This is a genomic window from Microbacterium sp. PA5 (assembly GCF_049860775.1).
Classification (GTDB): Bacteria; Actinomycetota; Actinomycetes; order Actinomycetales; family Microbacteriaceae; genus Microbacterium.
In genome coordinates, this window is sequence record NZ_CP187567.1 from 2,215,783 (window position 1) to 2,229,656 (window position 13,874).

The window sequence follows — 13,874 nt, forward strand, 5'->3', positions numbered from 1 at the left end:
CCGGTGCCGATGCGATCACTCGAGCCCCTGGAAGCTCTGCGAGTACGTCGGCTGCGCGAGGGCCTCTTCGGGCGTGCGGCCCAGCCACTGGTCGACGTCCTCGAAGGTCGCGATCGGCGTGTTGTAGAAGTTGCCGTCGTCGCCGGCGACCACCTCTCGCACGTACACCGGTCCCACCATGTTGTTGTAGTCGTCCCACGAGACGCGTCCGAAGATGCTGTCCTCGAAGGTGTACTCGGTGATGGCACTGACGAGCTCCTCACCGGTGACCAGTCCCTTCTCCTCGAGCACGGAGGCCACCAGCGACGCCGTCATGTAGCCGCCGGCCACGTAGGCGCCGGGGACCTTGCCGTCGGCGAACTCCTTGTAGGCCTCGATGAACTTGGCGACCGCGTCGCTGTCGCGTCCCTCGGACCAGTAGCTGATCGACTTCACGCCGACCACCTGGTCGCCCATGGCGCGCAGGGTGCCCTGGTCGAGCGAGCAGCAGTTCATGAGCAGCTTGCTCGAGTCCAGCCCCAGGCCCTGGTAGGCGTTGAGGAAGTTCGGACCCGGGGCGCCACCGGCGGTGGCGACGTAGACGACGTCGGCACCGGCGGCCTGGATCTGCGACACGTACGTCGAGAAGTCGGTCGTCGTGTTCGGGAACCAGATCTGCTCGACGACCTCGCCGCCGTTCTGGGTGAAGCCCTGCACGAAGCCGGCGCACGACTCCCAGCCGAACGCGTAGTCGGCGCAGAGGGTGACGGCGGTGTCGAAGCCGCCCTCGGTGGCCGCCCACTCGCCGCCGGGGTAGTTCGCCTGCGAGCCGCCCATGGAGCCGGTGCGGACCGTCAGGTCGTTGGCGTTGCGCTGGGTCAGGTCGTCGGAGGCGGCGACGGGGTGCAGGTTCGGGACGCCGACGCTCGCGGCGTACTCGGCGACGGCCAGGGCCGTGTTGGCGATGAGGGGGCCGACGACCACGTCGACCTCGTCCTGCTCGACGAGCTTGCGCGCCTTGGTGAGGGACGTCTCGGGGTTGCCGGCGTCGTCCTCCACGATCGTCTCGATGCTGACGCCGTTGACCTCGGTGCCGTTGAGGTCCCAGTAGAGGTTCCAGCCGTCCACCATCTCCTGACCGGCGACGGCGAAGTTGCCGGTCGTCGGCGAGATGTAACCGACCTTGAGGGTGCCGCCGGCCTCGCCGCTCGATCCCGAGGTGGGCGCGGGCTCGGCCGCTCCCGGAGGGGCACAGGCGGTGAGGGCGAGGGCGGTCGCCGCCGCCAGGCCGGCGACGGCGAGCGCCGATCGGCGACCGCGTGTCTTCATTGACGTCATTGCAGGTCCTTTCCTTGGTGCTGTTCGGTGGGGTGAGGGTCGGAGTCTCCCGGCGGCGAGGCCGCACGTCGGGCGCGCAGGCGGCGGAACAGCTTGCGCGTGCTGCCGGCGATGCCGGCGCGGGCGAAGAGGATCACGAGGATGAAGATGAGGCCGAGGACGGTCGGCCAGCGGTCGACGTGGCTCGACAGGACGTTCTCGACGAGGACGACCACCGCGGCGCCGATCAGCGGTCCGAGCAGCGTGCCGACGCCGCCGAGGATCACCATGACGATGAGGTGCACCGAGCGGTCGACGCCGGCAGACGAGGGGCTCACGAAGTGCGTGTGCCACACCGCCAGCAGTCCGGCCAGCCCCGCGACGCTCCCCGAGATCATGAACGCGCCGAGCTTGTAGGAGCGCACGCTGTAGCCGAGGCTCCGCATTCGGCTCTCGCTGTCGCGGATGCCGCGCAGGCTCGCGCCGAACGGGGAGTTGCCGACGACGTACAGCAGCGCGGTGGCGGCCACGAAGGCGGCCAGGACGACGTAGTAGTAGATCCAGTACGACGCCATCCACTCCGGTCGCTGGATGCCCGAGATCCCGTTCTCCCCGCCGGTCACCGACGACAGACGGAACGCGAGCCCGTAGATCAGCATGCCCACCGCGAGGGTGACCATGAGGAAGTAGATGCCGCTCGTGCGCATCGACAGGAGCCCGTAGATGAGGGAGACGAACACCGTCATCCCGAGGGCGAAGAGCACCTGCATGCCCGGATCGAACCCCTCGCGCGACGCCCAGCCCGCGCCGTAGGCGGAGGCGGCGGCGATGCCCGCGTGCCCGAGCGAGACCATCCCGCCGTTGCCGGCGAGGAAGTTCACGCTCGCCGCGAGGGTGGCCGAGATGAGGATCGTGGACACGAGCGAGACGACGAAGCCGGAGGCGCCGAGGTAGGGAAGGGCGATCGCGGCCACGAGCAGGGCTCCGAGGAGCCCGAGGTTCATGAGCTGGACGCGGTCGCGGCGCGGGGCGCCGAAGGTGCGGACGGTGCGGGTCTCGACGATGCGGTTGCTCATCAGGCAGCCTTTCCGAACAGGCCCGTCGGGCGGAACACGAGGACGAGGGCCATCGGCAGGAAGATCGTGAAGTAGGCCAGCTCGGGGATCCAGGCCTTCGCGAACGCGTCGATCAGGCCGATGAGCACGCTGCCGACCGCGGCGCCCGGGACGCTCCCCAGGCCGCCGATGATGATCACGACGAGGGCGTAGAGCAGCACCTCGTTCTGCACGCCGGGAAGGATGCTCTGCATCCCCGCGCCGATCGTGCCGCCGATCGCGGCGAGGCCGGCGCCGACGACGAACATGCCGGTGAACACCCACCGGATGTTCACCCCCATCGCGCCGATGATCTCGCGGTCATCGACGCCGGCCCGCACCACCGCTCCCACGCGGGTGCGGGTCTGGACGAGGGCCAGCGCGACGCCGATCGCGATCGCGAGGCCGATGACGAAGATCCGGTACCAGGGGTAGGCGAAGTCGCCGAGGACGAACGCCCCCGGGATGCGGACGGCGTTGGGGAGGTTCTGCGGGTCACCGCCGAAGAAGGCGAGGCAGAGGTCCGCGATCACGAACGAGACGCCGATCGTCAGCAGCACCTCGGGCATCTCCTGGCCGCGGACGAAGCGCAGCAGCACCACCTCGACGAGGAACGCCGTCAGGCCGACCGCCACCATGGCCGCGATCACGGCGACCAGGAGGTTGCCGGTGAGCGTCGCGATCACGACGCCGATGTAGCCGCCGAGCATGTAGAACGCGCCGTGCGCCATGTTGACGATGCGCATCAGTCCGAACACGAGCGTGAGACCGCTCGCCAGGAGGAACAGGAGTGCGCCGAAGCTCAGTCCGTTCAGGACCTGCTGGGCGAGGAATACGGGTTCGAACACCGATCTGTCAGACCTTCCACATCGTCGGGGAGCTGCCTGGGTGGGACCCAGTGAAGCAAGGAGTGAACACCCTGTCAAGTGTTACTGCACATCAATCAAGTAACAGTGCACAGGCGCGGGCGGGCAGGCACCGGGGCCCGGGGCGCGCGGCGGGAACGCGGCCGGAGTGCTGCCCGACCGCGTACCGCGCACGGGGTCCCGCCGCCGGAGGACGGCGCGTCTCAGACGATCTCGCCGCGCCCCTCGGGCGTGTTGAGGTGCGACTGGGAGTCGCGGATCTTGGAGAGCGGGCCGTTGACCGTGAAGTAGCGGCCACCGCCTGCCACCAGCAGCTCCTCGGCGGGGAACTTGGTGATGACCTCGCAGCCGTCGGCGGTGACGACGACCTCCTCCTCGATACGGGCCGCGCCCCAGCCGTCGGCGGCGGGCCAGTACGTCTCGAGGGCGAAGACCATGCCCTCCTCGAGCACCTCGGGGTGATCCAGCGAGGTCAGCCGGGAGAAGATCGGCTTCTCCCAGATCGAGAGTCCCACCCCGTGGCCGTACTGGAGGGCGAAGGCCGCCTCCTCGTCGGGGAAGCCGAACTCCTGCGCCGTCGGCCACAGCTCCACGATGTCGGCCGTCGTGGCCCCGGGCCGGACGGCCGCGATCGCGCGGTCCATGTACTCGCGGCAGCGCGTGTACGCGTCACGCTGGGCGGGACTGGCCGAACCCACCGCGAAGGTGCGGTAGTAGCAGGTGCGGTACCCGTTGAACGAGTGCAGGATGTCGAAGAAGGCGGGGTCGCCCGGCCGCACCGCGCGGTCGGAGTAGACGTGCGGGTGCGGCGCGCAGCGCTCTCCCGAGATGGCGTTCACTCCCTCGACGTACTCGGACCCCTGGTCGTAAAGCGACTTCGCCACGAGCCCGACGCACTGGTTCTCGCGCACACCGGGGCGGAGGAACTCGTACAGCTCGTCGTAGGCGGCGTCCACCATCGACGCCGCGGTGGTGAGCAGCGTGATCTCGTCCGCCGTCTTGATGCGCCGCGCCTCCATGAACACCTGCTGGCCGTCGACGACGTCGATGCCCTCGCGCTGCAGCGCGAACAGGATGGGGAGCTCGACCACGTCGACGCCGAGCGGCTCGTTCGCCAGGCCGAAGCGCTCGAGCTCGCGCTTGATCTTGCGCGCCACCTCCTCGGCGATGCCCGCGTCGGGCGGGAAGGCTCCGCGCAGCGTCGAGATGCCGGCGCGCGCCCCGGACTCCAGCCGCGGCCGCGTCGCACCGTGGTGCGGCGCGTGCGGGTCCGCGTCGGCCTCCATGTGCGTCTCGTGCAGCCACGGGTTGAGCAGCGCGTGATGCTTGGCGGCCGAGCCGAAATCCCACACGATCGGGTCGGTCTTGCGGGTCACCAGGCAGAAGCGGATGAGCTTGTCCATCGCCCAGGTGCCGATGTGGGTGGCCGAGGCGTAGCGGATGTTCGAGAAGTCGAACGCGAGCACGGCTCCGAGCGAGGATCGCTCCAGCTCGGCGTGCAGGCGCGCCAGGCGCTCGTCGCGCAGGCGCTCGAAGTCGACGCGCGCCTCCCAGTCGACGCCCATCGTCCCTCGTGTGGCGATGCTCATGGTCTTCTCCCTGTCTCGGTGTGCTCGATGGTGCGCGCGGCCGTGGTCAGCTGATGCGCCAGCCGCGGTCGACGTTGAGGCTGTGCGCGGAGACGCCTCGGTTGAACAGCAGGAACTTCACGGCGTCGACGACGTCGGCCATGGTGGCCAGCGCCCCGCCGGGGGTGCGGCCCTCGTATCCGCTCAGCACGCCTTCGGGCTTGGCCGACCAGAACGGGCTGTCGCCGATGATGCCGGGGTGGAGCGCGTTGACGCGGATGGGCGCGAGCTCGTGGGCGAGCGTGTTCATGAGCCCGTCGACGCCCCCGTTGATCGTCGACACGGTGGTCGAACCGGGGTACGGCGCGTCCTTCGCCCGCCCGCCGAACAGCACGATGCCGGTCGCGACGGTGGGCTCCAGCCGATCCAGGAGCGTGTGGATCGTCTCGGTGTAGCCGATCAGCTTGAGCGTGACCAGGCGGCGCGCGCGAGCGATGTCGTACTCCCGCAGCGTGTTGGCGTCGCGCTCGATCGCAGCGAGGACCAGCCCGTCCAGGCGTCCGACGCCGGCCAGCTGCGCCGCGATGCCCTCGGGCTCCGAGACGTCGAGCGCGATGCCGGTGGCGCCCTCGCCCACGCTCGCGGCCACCTCCTCCGCGCTCTCCCGGCTGCGGCTCGTGAGGATCACGCGGTCGCCGCCGGCGACCAGGTCCTTCGCGAGTTCGAGCCCGATCCCCGAGGATCCTCCGGCGATGAGTATGGTCCGTGCGCTCACATCTCCTCCTCGAGACGTTCTTCCAGGTACTGCCAGTCGCGTACGAAGCGGTACGCGTGTCGCGGGGGCATCTGCGGCGACTGGGTCTCCAGCCACTGCACCTCGGCGCCGGTCGCCTCGAACGAGTGGACGCAGCCCACGCCCGCCCAGGCGATGTCGCCGGCCTTCAGCAGGAACTCCTGCCCGTCGAAGCTCGCGCGCACCTCGCCCTCGGTGATGAGGTAGGCCTCCTCGAGCGGGTGGTCGTGGGGACCGGCCTTGCCGTCGGGCGCGTAGCGCACCATGAACAGCGTGCCGAGCGTCGCGCCCAGGTCGGAGTCGACCATCATCTTCAGCGTGATGCCGCTGTAGACCAGCAGAGCGGTGCGCATGCTCGCCGACACGGCCAGGAGCTCCTGGGACTGGCGGCCCGGGTTCATGTGCTCGGTGGTGATGTTGCCGAACGAGCGCGTCCTCGGATCGCGCGTGTCGATCCGGATCGGCTCGCGCTCGGCGATCTCGGGCACCCGGTAGGTGTCCGAGCCGTAGCGGGAGCGCGCGGGCGGGGTGAACAGGTCGGCCCACGACGCCGCGGCGTCGCCGGCGGCGCGCCAGGCGTGCGGGACGCCGATCGGGATGACCCCGTAATCGCCCGCGACCAGGTGGACGGTCGCCTCGGGGGTGGCCAGGACCACCTCGCCCTCCAGGATGTGGAAGCTCTCCTCGAAGGAGTGCACGTGGGTGTCGGTGCGACCGCCCGGCTCCAGGCGCGAGATGCCGAAGTCCGTGTGGGCCGCCCCGTCGTCCTCGCCGACCCCGCGCCAGCGCGTCATCCCGACGGCGCCGGGCGCGAGCGGCCCCGGATCGAGGTACTCGGCCTCCGCTGCGTGACGGACCACGAACCTGGCCATGCGCTGCCTCCCTGGGGATCCGACCCGGCCGCGCCGCGTCGCGGGGCCGGGGAGACACCACCGTCTCGCGGTGTTCAGTCTCACTAAACCCTATGTAAACGACACGACCCTCGGCTTGTCAAGCGGACGACGCGGACGAGAGCGCCGCACCCGCCCCGGCCATCCGAAATCGGGGGGAAACGGACTCTTCCGAAACGAGCGCCGATGCGGCATGCTGTTGGCCATCCGGCGTTTGACCCGACTGTACAAGCGCTGAACAATCTGTTTGCGGACACTGCTGATCAAAGGAGATGGCGATGTCAGACGTCCCTGCCCCCACGGCCTCCCCCGCCCCCGCACCGCACGCCGGACAGCCGGTGCTGTTCCGCGGCGGCATCGTGCTCACGATGGACGACGCCCACACCGTGCTGCCGCGCGGCGACGTGCTCGTCCGGGACGGCGTCATCGCAGAGGTGGGCGTGAACGTCGACGCCCCCGACGACGCGCTCGTCATCGACGCCTCGGGCGGCATCGTCATGCCGGGCATGGTCGACACGCACCGGCACATGTGGCAGACCGCGATGCGGGCCTACGGCGCCGACTGGACGCTCACGCAGTACTTCGTCTGGTACTACCTGCAGCACGGCGCGAAGTTCCGCCCCCAGGACTACGCCGCCGGCAACCTCATCTCCGCTCTCGATGCGATCGAGTCCGGCGTGACGACCAGCGTGGACTGGTCCCATGGCCTGCGCACCGTGGAGCACGGCGAAGCGGCCTTCGACGCCCTCGTCTCCTCGCCCGGCCGGTTCGTCTTCGCCTACGGCAACATCCACCAGTCGCCCTGGGAGTGGACCGCCGATCCCGCCATCCAACGGCTTCTCGTCGCCTCGCGCGACGACTCCCGCATGTTCGGCACCCAGATCGCCTTCGACGTGCCCAACCAGGACGAGCAGTTCCCCGAGCTGGCCGCCTACCGCGTGGCCAAGGAGCTCGGTCTGCGCGTGACGACCCATGCGGGCGTCTGGGGCGCCACCAATGACTGGGGGATCCGCAACGCCTACCGCGCCGGTGTCATGGAGGAGGGGTTCACATACGTCCACGCGGCCTCGCTGTCCGAGGAGAGCTACCAGATGATCGCCGCCACCGGCGGCAACGTCTCGCTGGCGACCGAGTCCGAGGACACCTGCGGGCAGGGGTACCCGCCCATCCACCAGCTGCGCCGTCACGGCATCCCCACCTCGCTCTCCGTCGACACGAGCGTGTGGTTCAGCGCCGACCTGTTCTCGGCCATGCGGGCCACCGTCAACGCCGACCGCGCGCTCGAGCACTTCCACGCCCACCGCCGCGAGCCGGCCGAGACCGTGACCCACGTGAAGCTGCGGGCCGAGGACGTCGTGCACATGGCCACGCGGGGCGGGGCGCAGGCCATCGGGGAGGACTCCCGGATCGGCTCGCTGGAGGTCGGCAAGCTCGGCGACGTGATCCTCCTCAAGAACGAGGACTCCCCCACCTGGGCACCGCTCATCAACCCCTGGGGCCAGATCGTGTACCAGGCGCAGCGCGGCGACGTGCACACCGTGCTCGTGGGCGGCGAGGCGGTGAAGTGGAACGGCAAGGTCATCGCCGGCGACCTCCGCGGCGTGCGCGCGAAGCTGGACGACACCGTCGGCTACCTCGAGCGCGAGGTCGGCGACGACTGGATCGCCGGGCAGCACCCCGACATCCCCGAGACCGAGGTGCTCACCAACCCGTACCAGTACAAGAAGTGAGCGCCGCGGGCTCCGATCCGTCCGGCGGACGGGTCCTCCGGTATCCGGCGCCGGTCTACCCGGGGATCTCCGACAGCGTGCGCGTGCGCGCGGGCGAGCTCCTCTTCGTATCCGGGGTCGTGGGCCTCGAGGACGACGGATCGGCGCCGGCGTCGTTCGAGCGGGCGGTGGCGCTCGCCTACGCGGGGCTTCGCCGGGCCCTCGCCGCAGCCGGTGCATCGCCGGAGGACATCGTGCGCGTCGGCGTCTACATCGCCGGTCTCGACGAGCGGAAGCTCGCCGTCTGGCGTTCGGTCCGCGACCGCATCATGGGTGGCGACGACCTTCCCGCCAGCACGCTCCTCGGGGTGTCGTGGCTGGTCGGGGGCGCAGCGATCGAGATCGACGCCGTGGCCGCGGTCTGACCCCTTCCCTCATCCCGAGCCGACACGCTTTGCGCGAGCCGACACGCTGCGCACCGCACGCAGCGTGTCGGCTCGCGCGCATCGTGTCGGCTCGGCGAGGTGGGTGAGCGTGAGCGGCGGGCCTACTCCTGCGCGGCGCGGAGGGTGGACACCTGGTAGAGCGCGACCGACGCGGCGATGCCGGCGTTGAGCGACTCGGTGGCCGTCGAGATCGGGATCGAGACGATCTGGTCGCAGTTCTCGGTCACCAGGCGCGAGAGTCCCTTGCCCTCCGAGCCGACGACGATCACGACCGGACGGTCGGCCAGCTCGAGCGCGGGGAGCGACACGTCGCCGTCGCCCGCGAGCCCCAGGACGAACACGCCCTGCTTCTTGAACTCCTTGAGCGTCGTCGTCAGGTTGGGGGCGACGGCCACGGGGATGCGCGCCGCCGCGCCGGCACTCGTCTTCCACGCCGCGGAGTTCACGCTCGCCGACCGCCGCTGCGGCACGATGACGCCCTGCCCGCCGAAAGCCGCGGTCGAGCGGATGATCGCGCCGAGGTTGCGCGGGTCGGTGACGCCGTCCAGCGCCACCAGCAGCGGCAGCTGGCCGCGGTCGATGATCTCCTCGAGCAGGTCCTGCGGGTGCGCGTACTCGTAGGGCGGCACCTTCAGGGCGACGCCCTGGTGCACGCCGTCGAACCCGGCCATGCGGTCGAGTTCGGGACGCGTCACCTCGAGCACGGGGATGCCGCGCTGGGTCGCGGTGGCGAGCATCTCCTTGACGCGGTCGTCCATCTCCACGCGCTGGGCGATGTAGAAGGCGGTCGCGGGGATGCGCGCGCGCAGCGCCTCGAGCACCGAGTTGCGGCCGGTGACCACCTCGGTGTCCTCGTCCTTCTTCGCGCGGCCGCCGGAGGTCGACGTGCGCGCCTTGCCGGGCGCGCCCTTGCCGCCCGCCGCGGCGTACCGCTCGGCCGCGGCCTTGCGCTTGCCGGCCGGGTGCCAGGCGCGGTCCTCGGCCTTGGGGGTCGGGCCGCGACCCTCGAGCGAGCGCCGGTTCTTGCCGCCGGTGCCCTTCGTGGGTCCCTTCTTCTTGCCCTTGCCTGCGGAGGGGTTGCCGGGCTTAGCCATCGTTCAGACTCCAATGGGTCCCGTCGGGACCGTCTTCGAGGGCGATGCCGGCCGCCGCGATCGCATCGCGGATGCGGTCGGCTGCCGCCCAGTCCTTGCTCTCGCGCGCCTGGGCGCGCTGGGTGATCATCGTCTGCACCAGGGCGTCGAGCGCCGCGGTCTCGGCGCCGCCGCCGGCGGTGCGCCACTGCGGATCGCTCGGGTTCAGCCCCAGGATGCCCGTCATGCGGCCGACCTCGACGGCGGCGGTCGCCGCGGCGGCGTGGTCGCCCGCGTCGAGGGCCGTGTTGCCGGCTCGCACGCGCTCGTGCACCACGGCGAGCGCCTGCGGCACGCCCAGGTCGTCGTCCAGCGCCGCGGCGAACTCGTCCGGCAGGTCGGCGGCGGTCATCCGGCCCTTCAGCCCGAGGGCACGGGTCGCGCGCTGCTGGAAGGTGCGGATGCGGTCGAGCGCCGCCTCGGCCTCGTCGAAGGAGGTCGGCGAGATGTCGAGGCTGGAGCGGTAGTGCGCAGCGGCGAGGGCGTAGCGGACGACCAGCGGATCGTGGTCGCGGAGCACGTCGTCGGCGAGAAGGAAGTTGCCGAGGGACTTCGACATCTTCTGGTCGCCGACGGTGACGAGGCCGTTGTGCACCCAGTAGCGCGCGAACGCATCGCCCGCGGCCGTCGACTGGGCCAGCTCGTTCTCGTGGTGCGGGAAGCGGAGGTCGAGACCGCCGCCGTGGATGTCGAACTCGGCGCCGAGGTACCGCCTGCTCATGGCGGAGCACTCGATGTGCCAGCCGGGGCGGCCCGCGCCCCAGGGCGAGTCCCACACGGCCGACGCGGGCTCGTCCGCCTTCGCGCCCTTCCACAGCGCGAAGTCGCGCGGATCCCGCTTGCCGCGGGGATCGGCGTCGGCGGCGGGCTCCATGGCGTCGATCGACTGGTGCGTGAGCGCGCCGTACGTGGGCCACGACCGCACATCGAAGTACACGTCGCCGCTCGCCCCGGCCCCCGAGCTCCCCGAGGGGTACGCATGGCCGGCCTCGATCAGGCGCTCGATCAGCTCGATCATCTGCGGGATGGACGCCGTCGCGCGCGGCTCGTAGGTGGGGGGAAGGATGCCGACCGCGGCATACGCCCGCGTGAACTCGCGCTCCATGCGGTACGCCAGCGCCCACCACGGCTCCGCGTCGGTCGCGTTGAGCAGCACCTTGTCGTCGATGTCGGTCACGTTGCGCACGAACGTGACCCGCCCGAAGCGGTAGGTCAGCCAGCGGCGCAGGAGGTCGAAGCTCAGCGCGGCGCGGACGTGACCGATGTGGGGACCGGACTGCACGGTCGGGCCGCAGACGTAGAGGGTGACGTTCGACGGATCGAGCGGCGCGAAGTCGCGCAGCGCCTGAGCCTGGGAGTCGTAGAGGCGGACCGTCACCGCACCAGCCTACCGGCGCGCGCCCTGTAGAACTGTAGGGTGCTCGCCGTCCTCGCCGTCCTCGCCGCCGCCGTGCTGTTCGGCACGACCGGCACCTCGCAGGCGCTCGGCCCGGAGGGCACCACGCCGCTGTCGATCGGGGTGATGCGCCTGGTCGTGGGCGGCACCGTCCTCGCCGCGATCGGCTTCACGCTCGCGCGGCGCCGCATCCGCCGGCATCCGAATCCGCTCCCCACCCGTCGCGCGATCGCGCTCATGGCCGTGACGGGCGTCTGCCTCGCCGCCTACCAGCCGCTGTTCTTCCTCGGGACGGCCCGCGGCGGCGTCGCCGTGGGCACCGTGATCGCGCTCGGGTCGGCGCCCGTGATCGCCGGCCTGCTGGAGTGGGCGCTCACGCGCCGCCTGCCCTCGGCGACCTGGATGGTCGCGACGGTCCTCGCCACGGCCGGCGTCGTGGTCCTCGGTGTCGGGGGCGCGGCGGGCGGAGCGGGCGGCACCGACCCGCTCGGCCTCGTCGGCTCGGTCGGCGCCGGCGCCTCGTTCGCCGTGTTCGCGAACGCTCAGCGGCGGCTGATGGACGCGGGATGGGACCCGTTCACAGTCGCCGGGGCGATGGGCGCGTGGTCGGCGGGGGTGGCGGTGCTGGCTCTGCCGTTCGTCGACGTCTCGTGGGTGCTCGATCCCGCCGGCCTCGTGATGACGCTCTGGCTCGGCATCGCGACGATCGCCGTCGCCTACACGCTCTTCACCTGGGGACTGGAGCGGCTGACGGCTGCGACGGCAGCCACGCTCACCCTGGCCGAGCCGCTGACGGCGAGCATCCTGGGCATCGCGGTGCTCGGCGAACGGCTGAGCGGACTCGCCGTCGCGGGCCTCGGCATCCTCGCCACCGGTCTCGTGCTGCTCGCCTGGGGCTCCCGCCGCCCCCGCGACCCGGCGCCGTACACCCTCGAGGGCTGAGCGGGAAACGCCGGCGAAACCTGGCCCTGGCATCCTGACGACCGTGACCCTCCGCATCATCGTCGACGACCTCTCCGGCACGCAGACCCTGCGACTGATCGCCGCGCACCTCGCGGGCATGCACGAGCTGACCCCGGCGTGCAGCGTCCACGCCCTCGACGCGGGCGCCCTCGCCGATCCGGCCGTCACCGTGTGGTCGGCCTGGCAGGGCGAGGACCTGGTGGGGATCGGCGCGCTGAAGCAGCTCGACGACGAGCGCGGGGAGCTCAAATCGATGCGCGTCGACGACCGGTTCCGCGGCACCGGGGCGGGGCGGGCGCTCCTCCTTCACATCGTCGCGGAGGCGCGGGCCCGCGGCATCCGCTCGCTCTGGCTCGAGACCGGCGCCGAGGCCGCGTTCGTCCCCGCTCGCCGGCTGTACGCGAGCGAGGGGTTCACGGAGTGCGGACCCTTCGGCGACTACCGGCACGACCCGCTGTCGGTGTTCATGACCCGGTCGCTCTGAAGCGCTCCGTCGGAACCGGTTCAGACCGCGACGACGAGCGCGACGGCGAAGGCGGCCACGCCCTCGCCGGTCCCGGTGAAGCCCAGCCCGTCGGTCGTGGTGGCCGACACGGAGACGGGCGCCCCGAGGGCGTCCGACAGCACGCGCTCGGCCTCGAGCCGGCGCGCGGCGAAGCGCGGGCGACGCGCCTGCACCTGCACCGACACGTTGCCGATGGCGAAGCCCGCCTCGGCGAGGATCGCCCGGGTGCGGGTGAGGAAGGCCGCCGCGTGGGCTCCCGCGTACTCGGGGTGGTCGGTGCCGAAGTGCAGGCCGATGTCCCCCAGTCCCGCCGCCGCCAGGAGCGCGTCGACGATGGCGTGCGCGACAGCGTCGCCGTCGGAGTGACCGTGCAGCGCCGTCTCCCCCGGCCATTCCAGGCCGGCCAGCCACAGCGAGCCCCCGCCGCCGAACGCGTGCACATCTGTGCCGATGCCCACGCGCGGAAGCGCCGGGCGGGGGGCCAGGGAAGCGGTCGACGGGGCGATCGGCGCGACGGCGGCGCGGGCGCGCTCGAGGTCTGCCGCGGTCGTGATCTTGAAGGCCCGCTCGTCGCCGGGCACCGTGGTGACCGCGTGGCCGGCGGCCTGGACGAGGGCCGCATCGTCGGTGTGCTCCTGATCGGCCTCGGCGAGCGCGGCCAGCAGCACGTCGCGGCGGAAGCCCTGCGGCGTCTGCGCGGCGGCCAGCACCGACCGGTCGACGGCCTCGACGACCGCCTCGCCGTCGACGCGCTTCACCGTGTCGACGACCGGCAGGACGGGGAGCACCGCCTCCCTCCCCTCTTCGAGCGCGGCGATCACGCGCTCGAACACCGCCGGCGGCGTCAGCGCCCGCGCCGCGTCGTGCACGAGGATGTACTCGACGTCGGGCCACACCGCCGCGAGCCCGGCGGCGACCGACTGCTGCCGGGTGGCGCCGCCGGAGACGACCGTGACGAGGTCCCGCCGCTCGCCCGCCGATTCCACGACCTCGGTGAGCGCATCGCCGCGCCGGTCGCCGGGGACCACCAGCACCACCTGCGCCGCGGGCGCGGCGAAGACGCCGTGGAGCGCATGCCGGAGCACGGTGTGGGCGTCGATCCCGACGAAAGCCTTGGGCGCGTCGGCGCCGAGCCGGGTGCCCGACCCGGCGGCGACGACGACGATCGCGGTACGCGGGCGGGCGATCGGCGAAGACGGCGCGGTCATGGGTTCG

Annotated in this window: 13 protein-coding genes; 4 read left to right on the top strand and 9 right to left on the bottom strand. The window is 71.6% G+C overall.

Going from position 1 to position 13,874, the window contains the following annotated elements; translation table 11 throughout:
• Positions 1-15: 15 nt before the first annotated feature.
• The 6 genes from ACPWUT_RS10480 to ACPWUT_RS10505 all read right to left on the bottom strand — a co-directional run bounded on the left by ACPWUT_RS10480 (position 16) and on the right by ACPWUT_RS10505 (position 6,489).
• Positions 16-1,317: an ABC transporter substrate-binding protein gene (locus ACPWUT_RS10480; protein WP_425837320.1), complete on the bottom strand. Its 1,302-nt coding sequence runs from the start codon at positions 1,315-1,317 to the stop codon at positions 16-18.
• Positions 1,314-2,372: a branched-chain amino acid ABC transporter permease gene (locus ACPWUT_RS10485; RefSeq protein WP_425837323.1), complete on the bottom strand. Its 1,059-nt coding sequence runs from the start codon at positions 2,370-2,372 to the stop codon at positions 1,314-1,316. Before ACPWUT_RS10485 ends, ACPWUT_RS10480 begins: the two co-directional genes overlap by 4 nt.
• Positions 2,372-3,238 (bottom strand): branched-chain amino acid ABC transporter permease, encoded by an 867-nt coding sequence (locus ACPWUT_RS10490; protein ID WP_284527864.1) that lies wholly within the window; start codon positions 3,236-3,238, stop codon positions 2,372-2,374. The genes ACPWUT_RS10485 and ACPWUT_RS10490 overlap by 1 nt, the downstream gene beginning before the upstream one ends.
• A gap of 221 nt (positions 3,239-3,459) precedes the next feature.
• On the bottom strand, positions 3,460-4,845 hold the full coding sequence (locus ACPWUT_RS10495) for a M24 family metallopeptidase (RefSeq protein WP_284527865.1): 1,386 nt from the start codon (positions 4,843-4,845) through the stop codon (positions 3,460-3,462).
• 46 nt (positions 4,846-4,891) lie between these two features.
• Positions 4,892-5,599, bottom strand: a complete 708-nt coding sequence (locus ACPWUT_RS10500; protein WP_284527866.1) for an SDR family NAD(P)-dependent oxidoreductase — start codon at positions 5,597-5,599, stop codon at positions 4,892-4,894.
• On the bottom strand, positions 5,596-6,489 hold the full coding sequence (locus ACPWUT_RS10505) for a cupin domain-containing protein (RefSeq protein WP_425837329.1): 894 nt from the start codon (positions 6,487-6,489) through the stop codon (positions 5,596-5,598). Before ACPWUT_RS10505 ends, ACPWUT_RS10500 begins: the two co-directional genes overlap by 4 nt.
• Positions 6,490-6,785: 296 nt before the next feature.
• Between ACPWUT_RS10505 and ACPWUT_RS10510 the strand changes: the two genes are divergently transcribed.
• Positions 6,786-8,237: an amidohydrolase family protein gene (locus ACPWUT_RS10510; protein ID WP_425837332.1), complete on the top strand. Its 1,452-nt coding sequence runs from the start codon at positions 6,786-6,788 to the stop codon at positions 8,235-8,237.
• A complete protein-coding gene (locus tag ACPWUT_RS10515; RefSeq protein ID WP_425837335.1) occupies positions 8,234-8,641 on the top strand; it encodes a RidA family protein in 408 nt (135 codons plus the stop codon). The genes ACPWUT_RS10510 and ACPWUT_RS10515 overlap by 4 nt, the downstream gene beginning before the upstream one ends.
• A 122-nt stretch (positions 8,642-8,763) precedes the next feature.
• Here the strand turns inward: ACPWUT_RS10515 and rlmB are convergent, their stop codons facing one another.
• A complete protein-coding gene (gene rlmB, locus ACPWUT_RS10520) occupies positions 8,764-9,756 on the bottom strand; it encodes a 23S rRNA (guanosine(2251)-2'-O)-methyltransferase RlmB (RefSeq protein ID WP_284527870.1) in 993 nt (330 codons plus the stop codon).
• Complete coding sequence (gene cysS / locus ACPWUT_RS10525) at positions 9,749-11,173, bottom strand: cysteine--tRNA ligase (RefSeq protein ID WP_425837339.1); 1,425 nt, start codon at positions 11,171-11,173, stop codon at positions 9,749-9,751. Before cysS ends, rlmB begins: the two co-directional genes overlap by 8 nt.
• Before the next feature lie 39 nt (positions 11,174-11,212).
• On the opposite strand from cysS, the gene ACPWUT_RS10530 reads away from it, so the two are divergent.
• Both ACPWUT_RS10530 and ACPWUT_RS10535 read left to right on the top strand, forming a co-directional pair.
• Positions 11,213-12,133 (top strand): DMT family transporter, encoded by a 921-nt coding sequence (locus ACPWUT_RS10530; protein WP_425837342.1) that lies wholly within the window; start codon positions 11,213-11,215, stop codon positions 12,131-12,133.
• A gap of 43 nt (positions 12,134-12,176) precedes the next feature.
• Positions 12,177-12,638, top strand: coding sequence for a GNAT family N-acetyltransferase (locus ACPWUT_RS10535; protein ID WP_284527873.1), 462 nt, complete (start codon positions 12,177-12,179; stop codon positions 12,636-12,638).
• Between the two features lie 20 nt (positions 12,639-12,658).
• Here ACPWUT_RS10535 and ispD read toward each other — a convergent pair whose 3' ends face one another.
• Entirely contained in the window at positions 12,659-13,867 is a 1,209-nt protein-coding gene (gene ispD / locus ACPWUT_RS10540; RefSeq protein ID WP_425837346.1) for a 2-C-methyl-D-erythritol 4-phosphate cytidylyltransferase, read from the bottom strand.
• Positions 13,868-13,874: the final 7 nt, after the last annotated feature.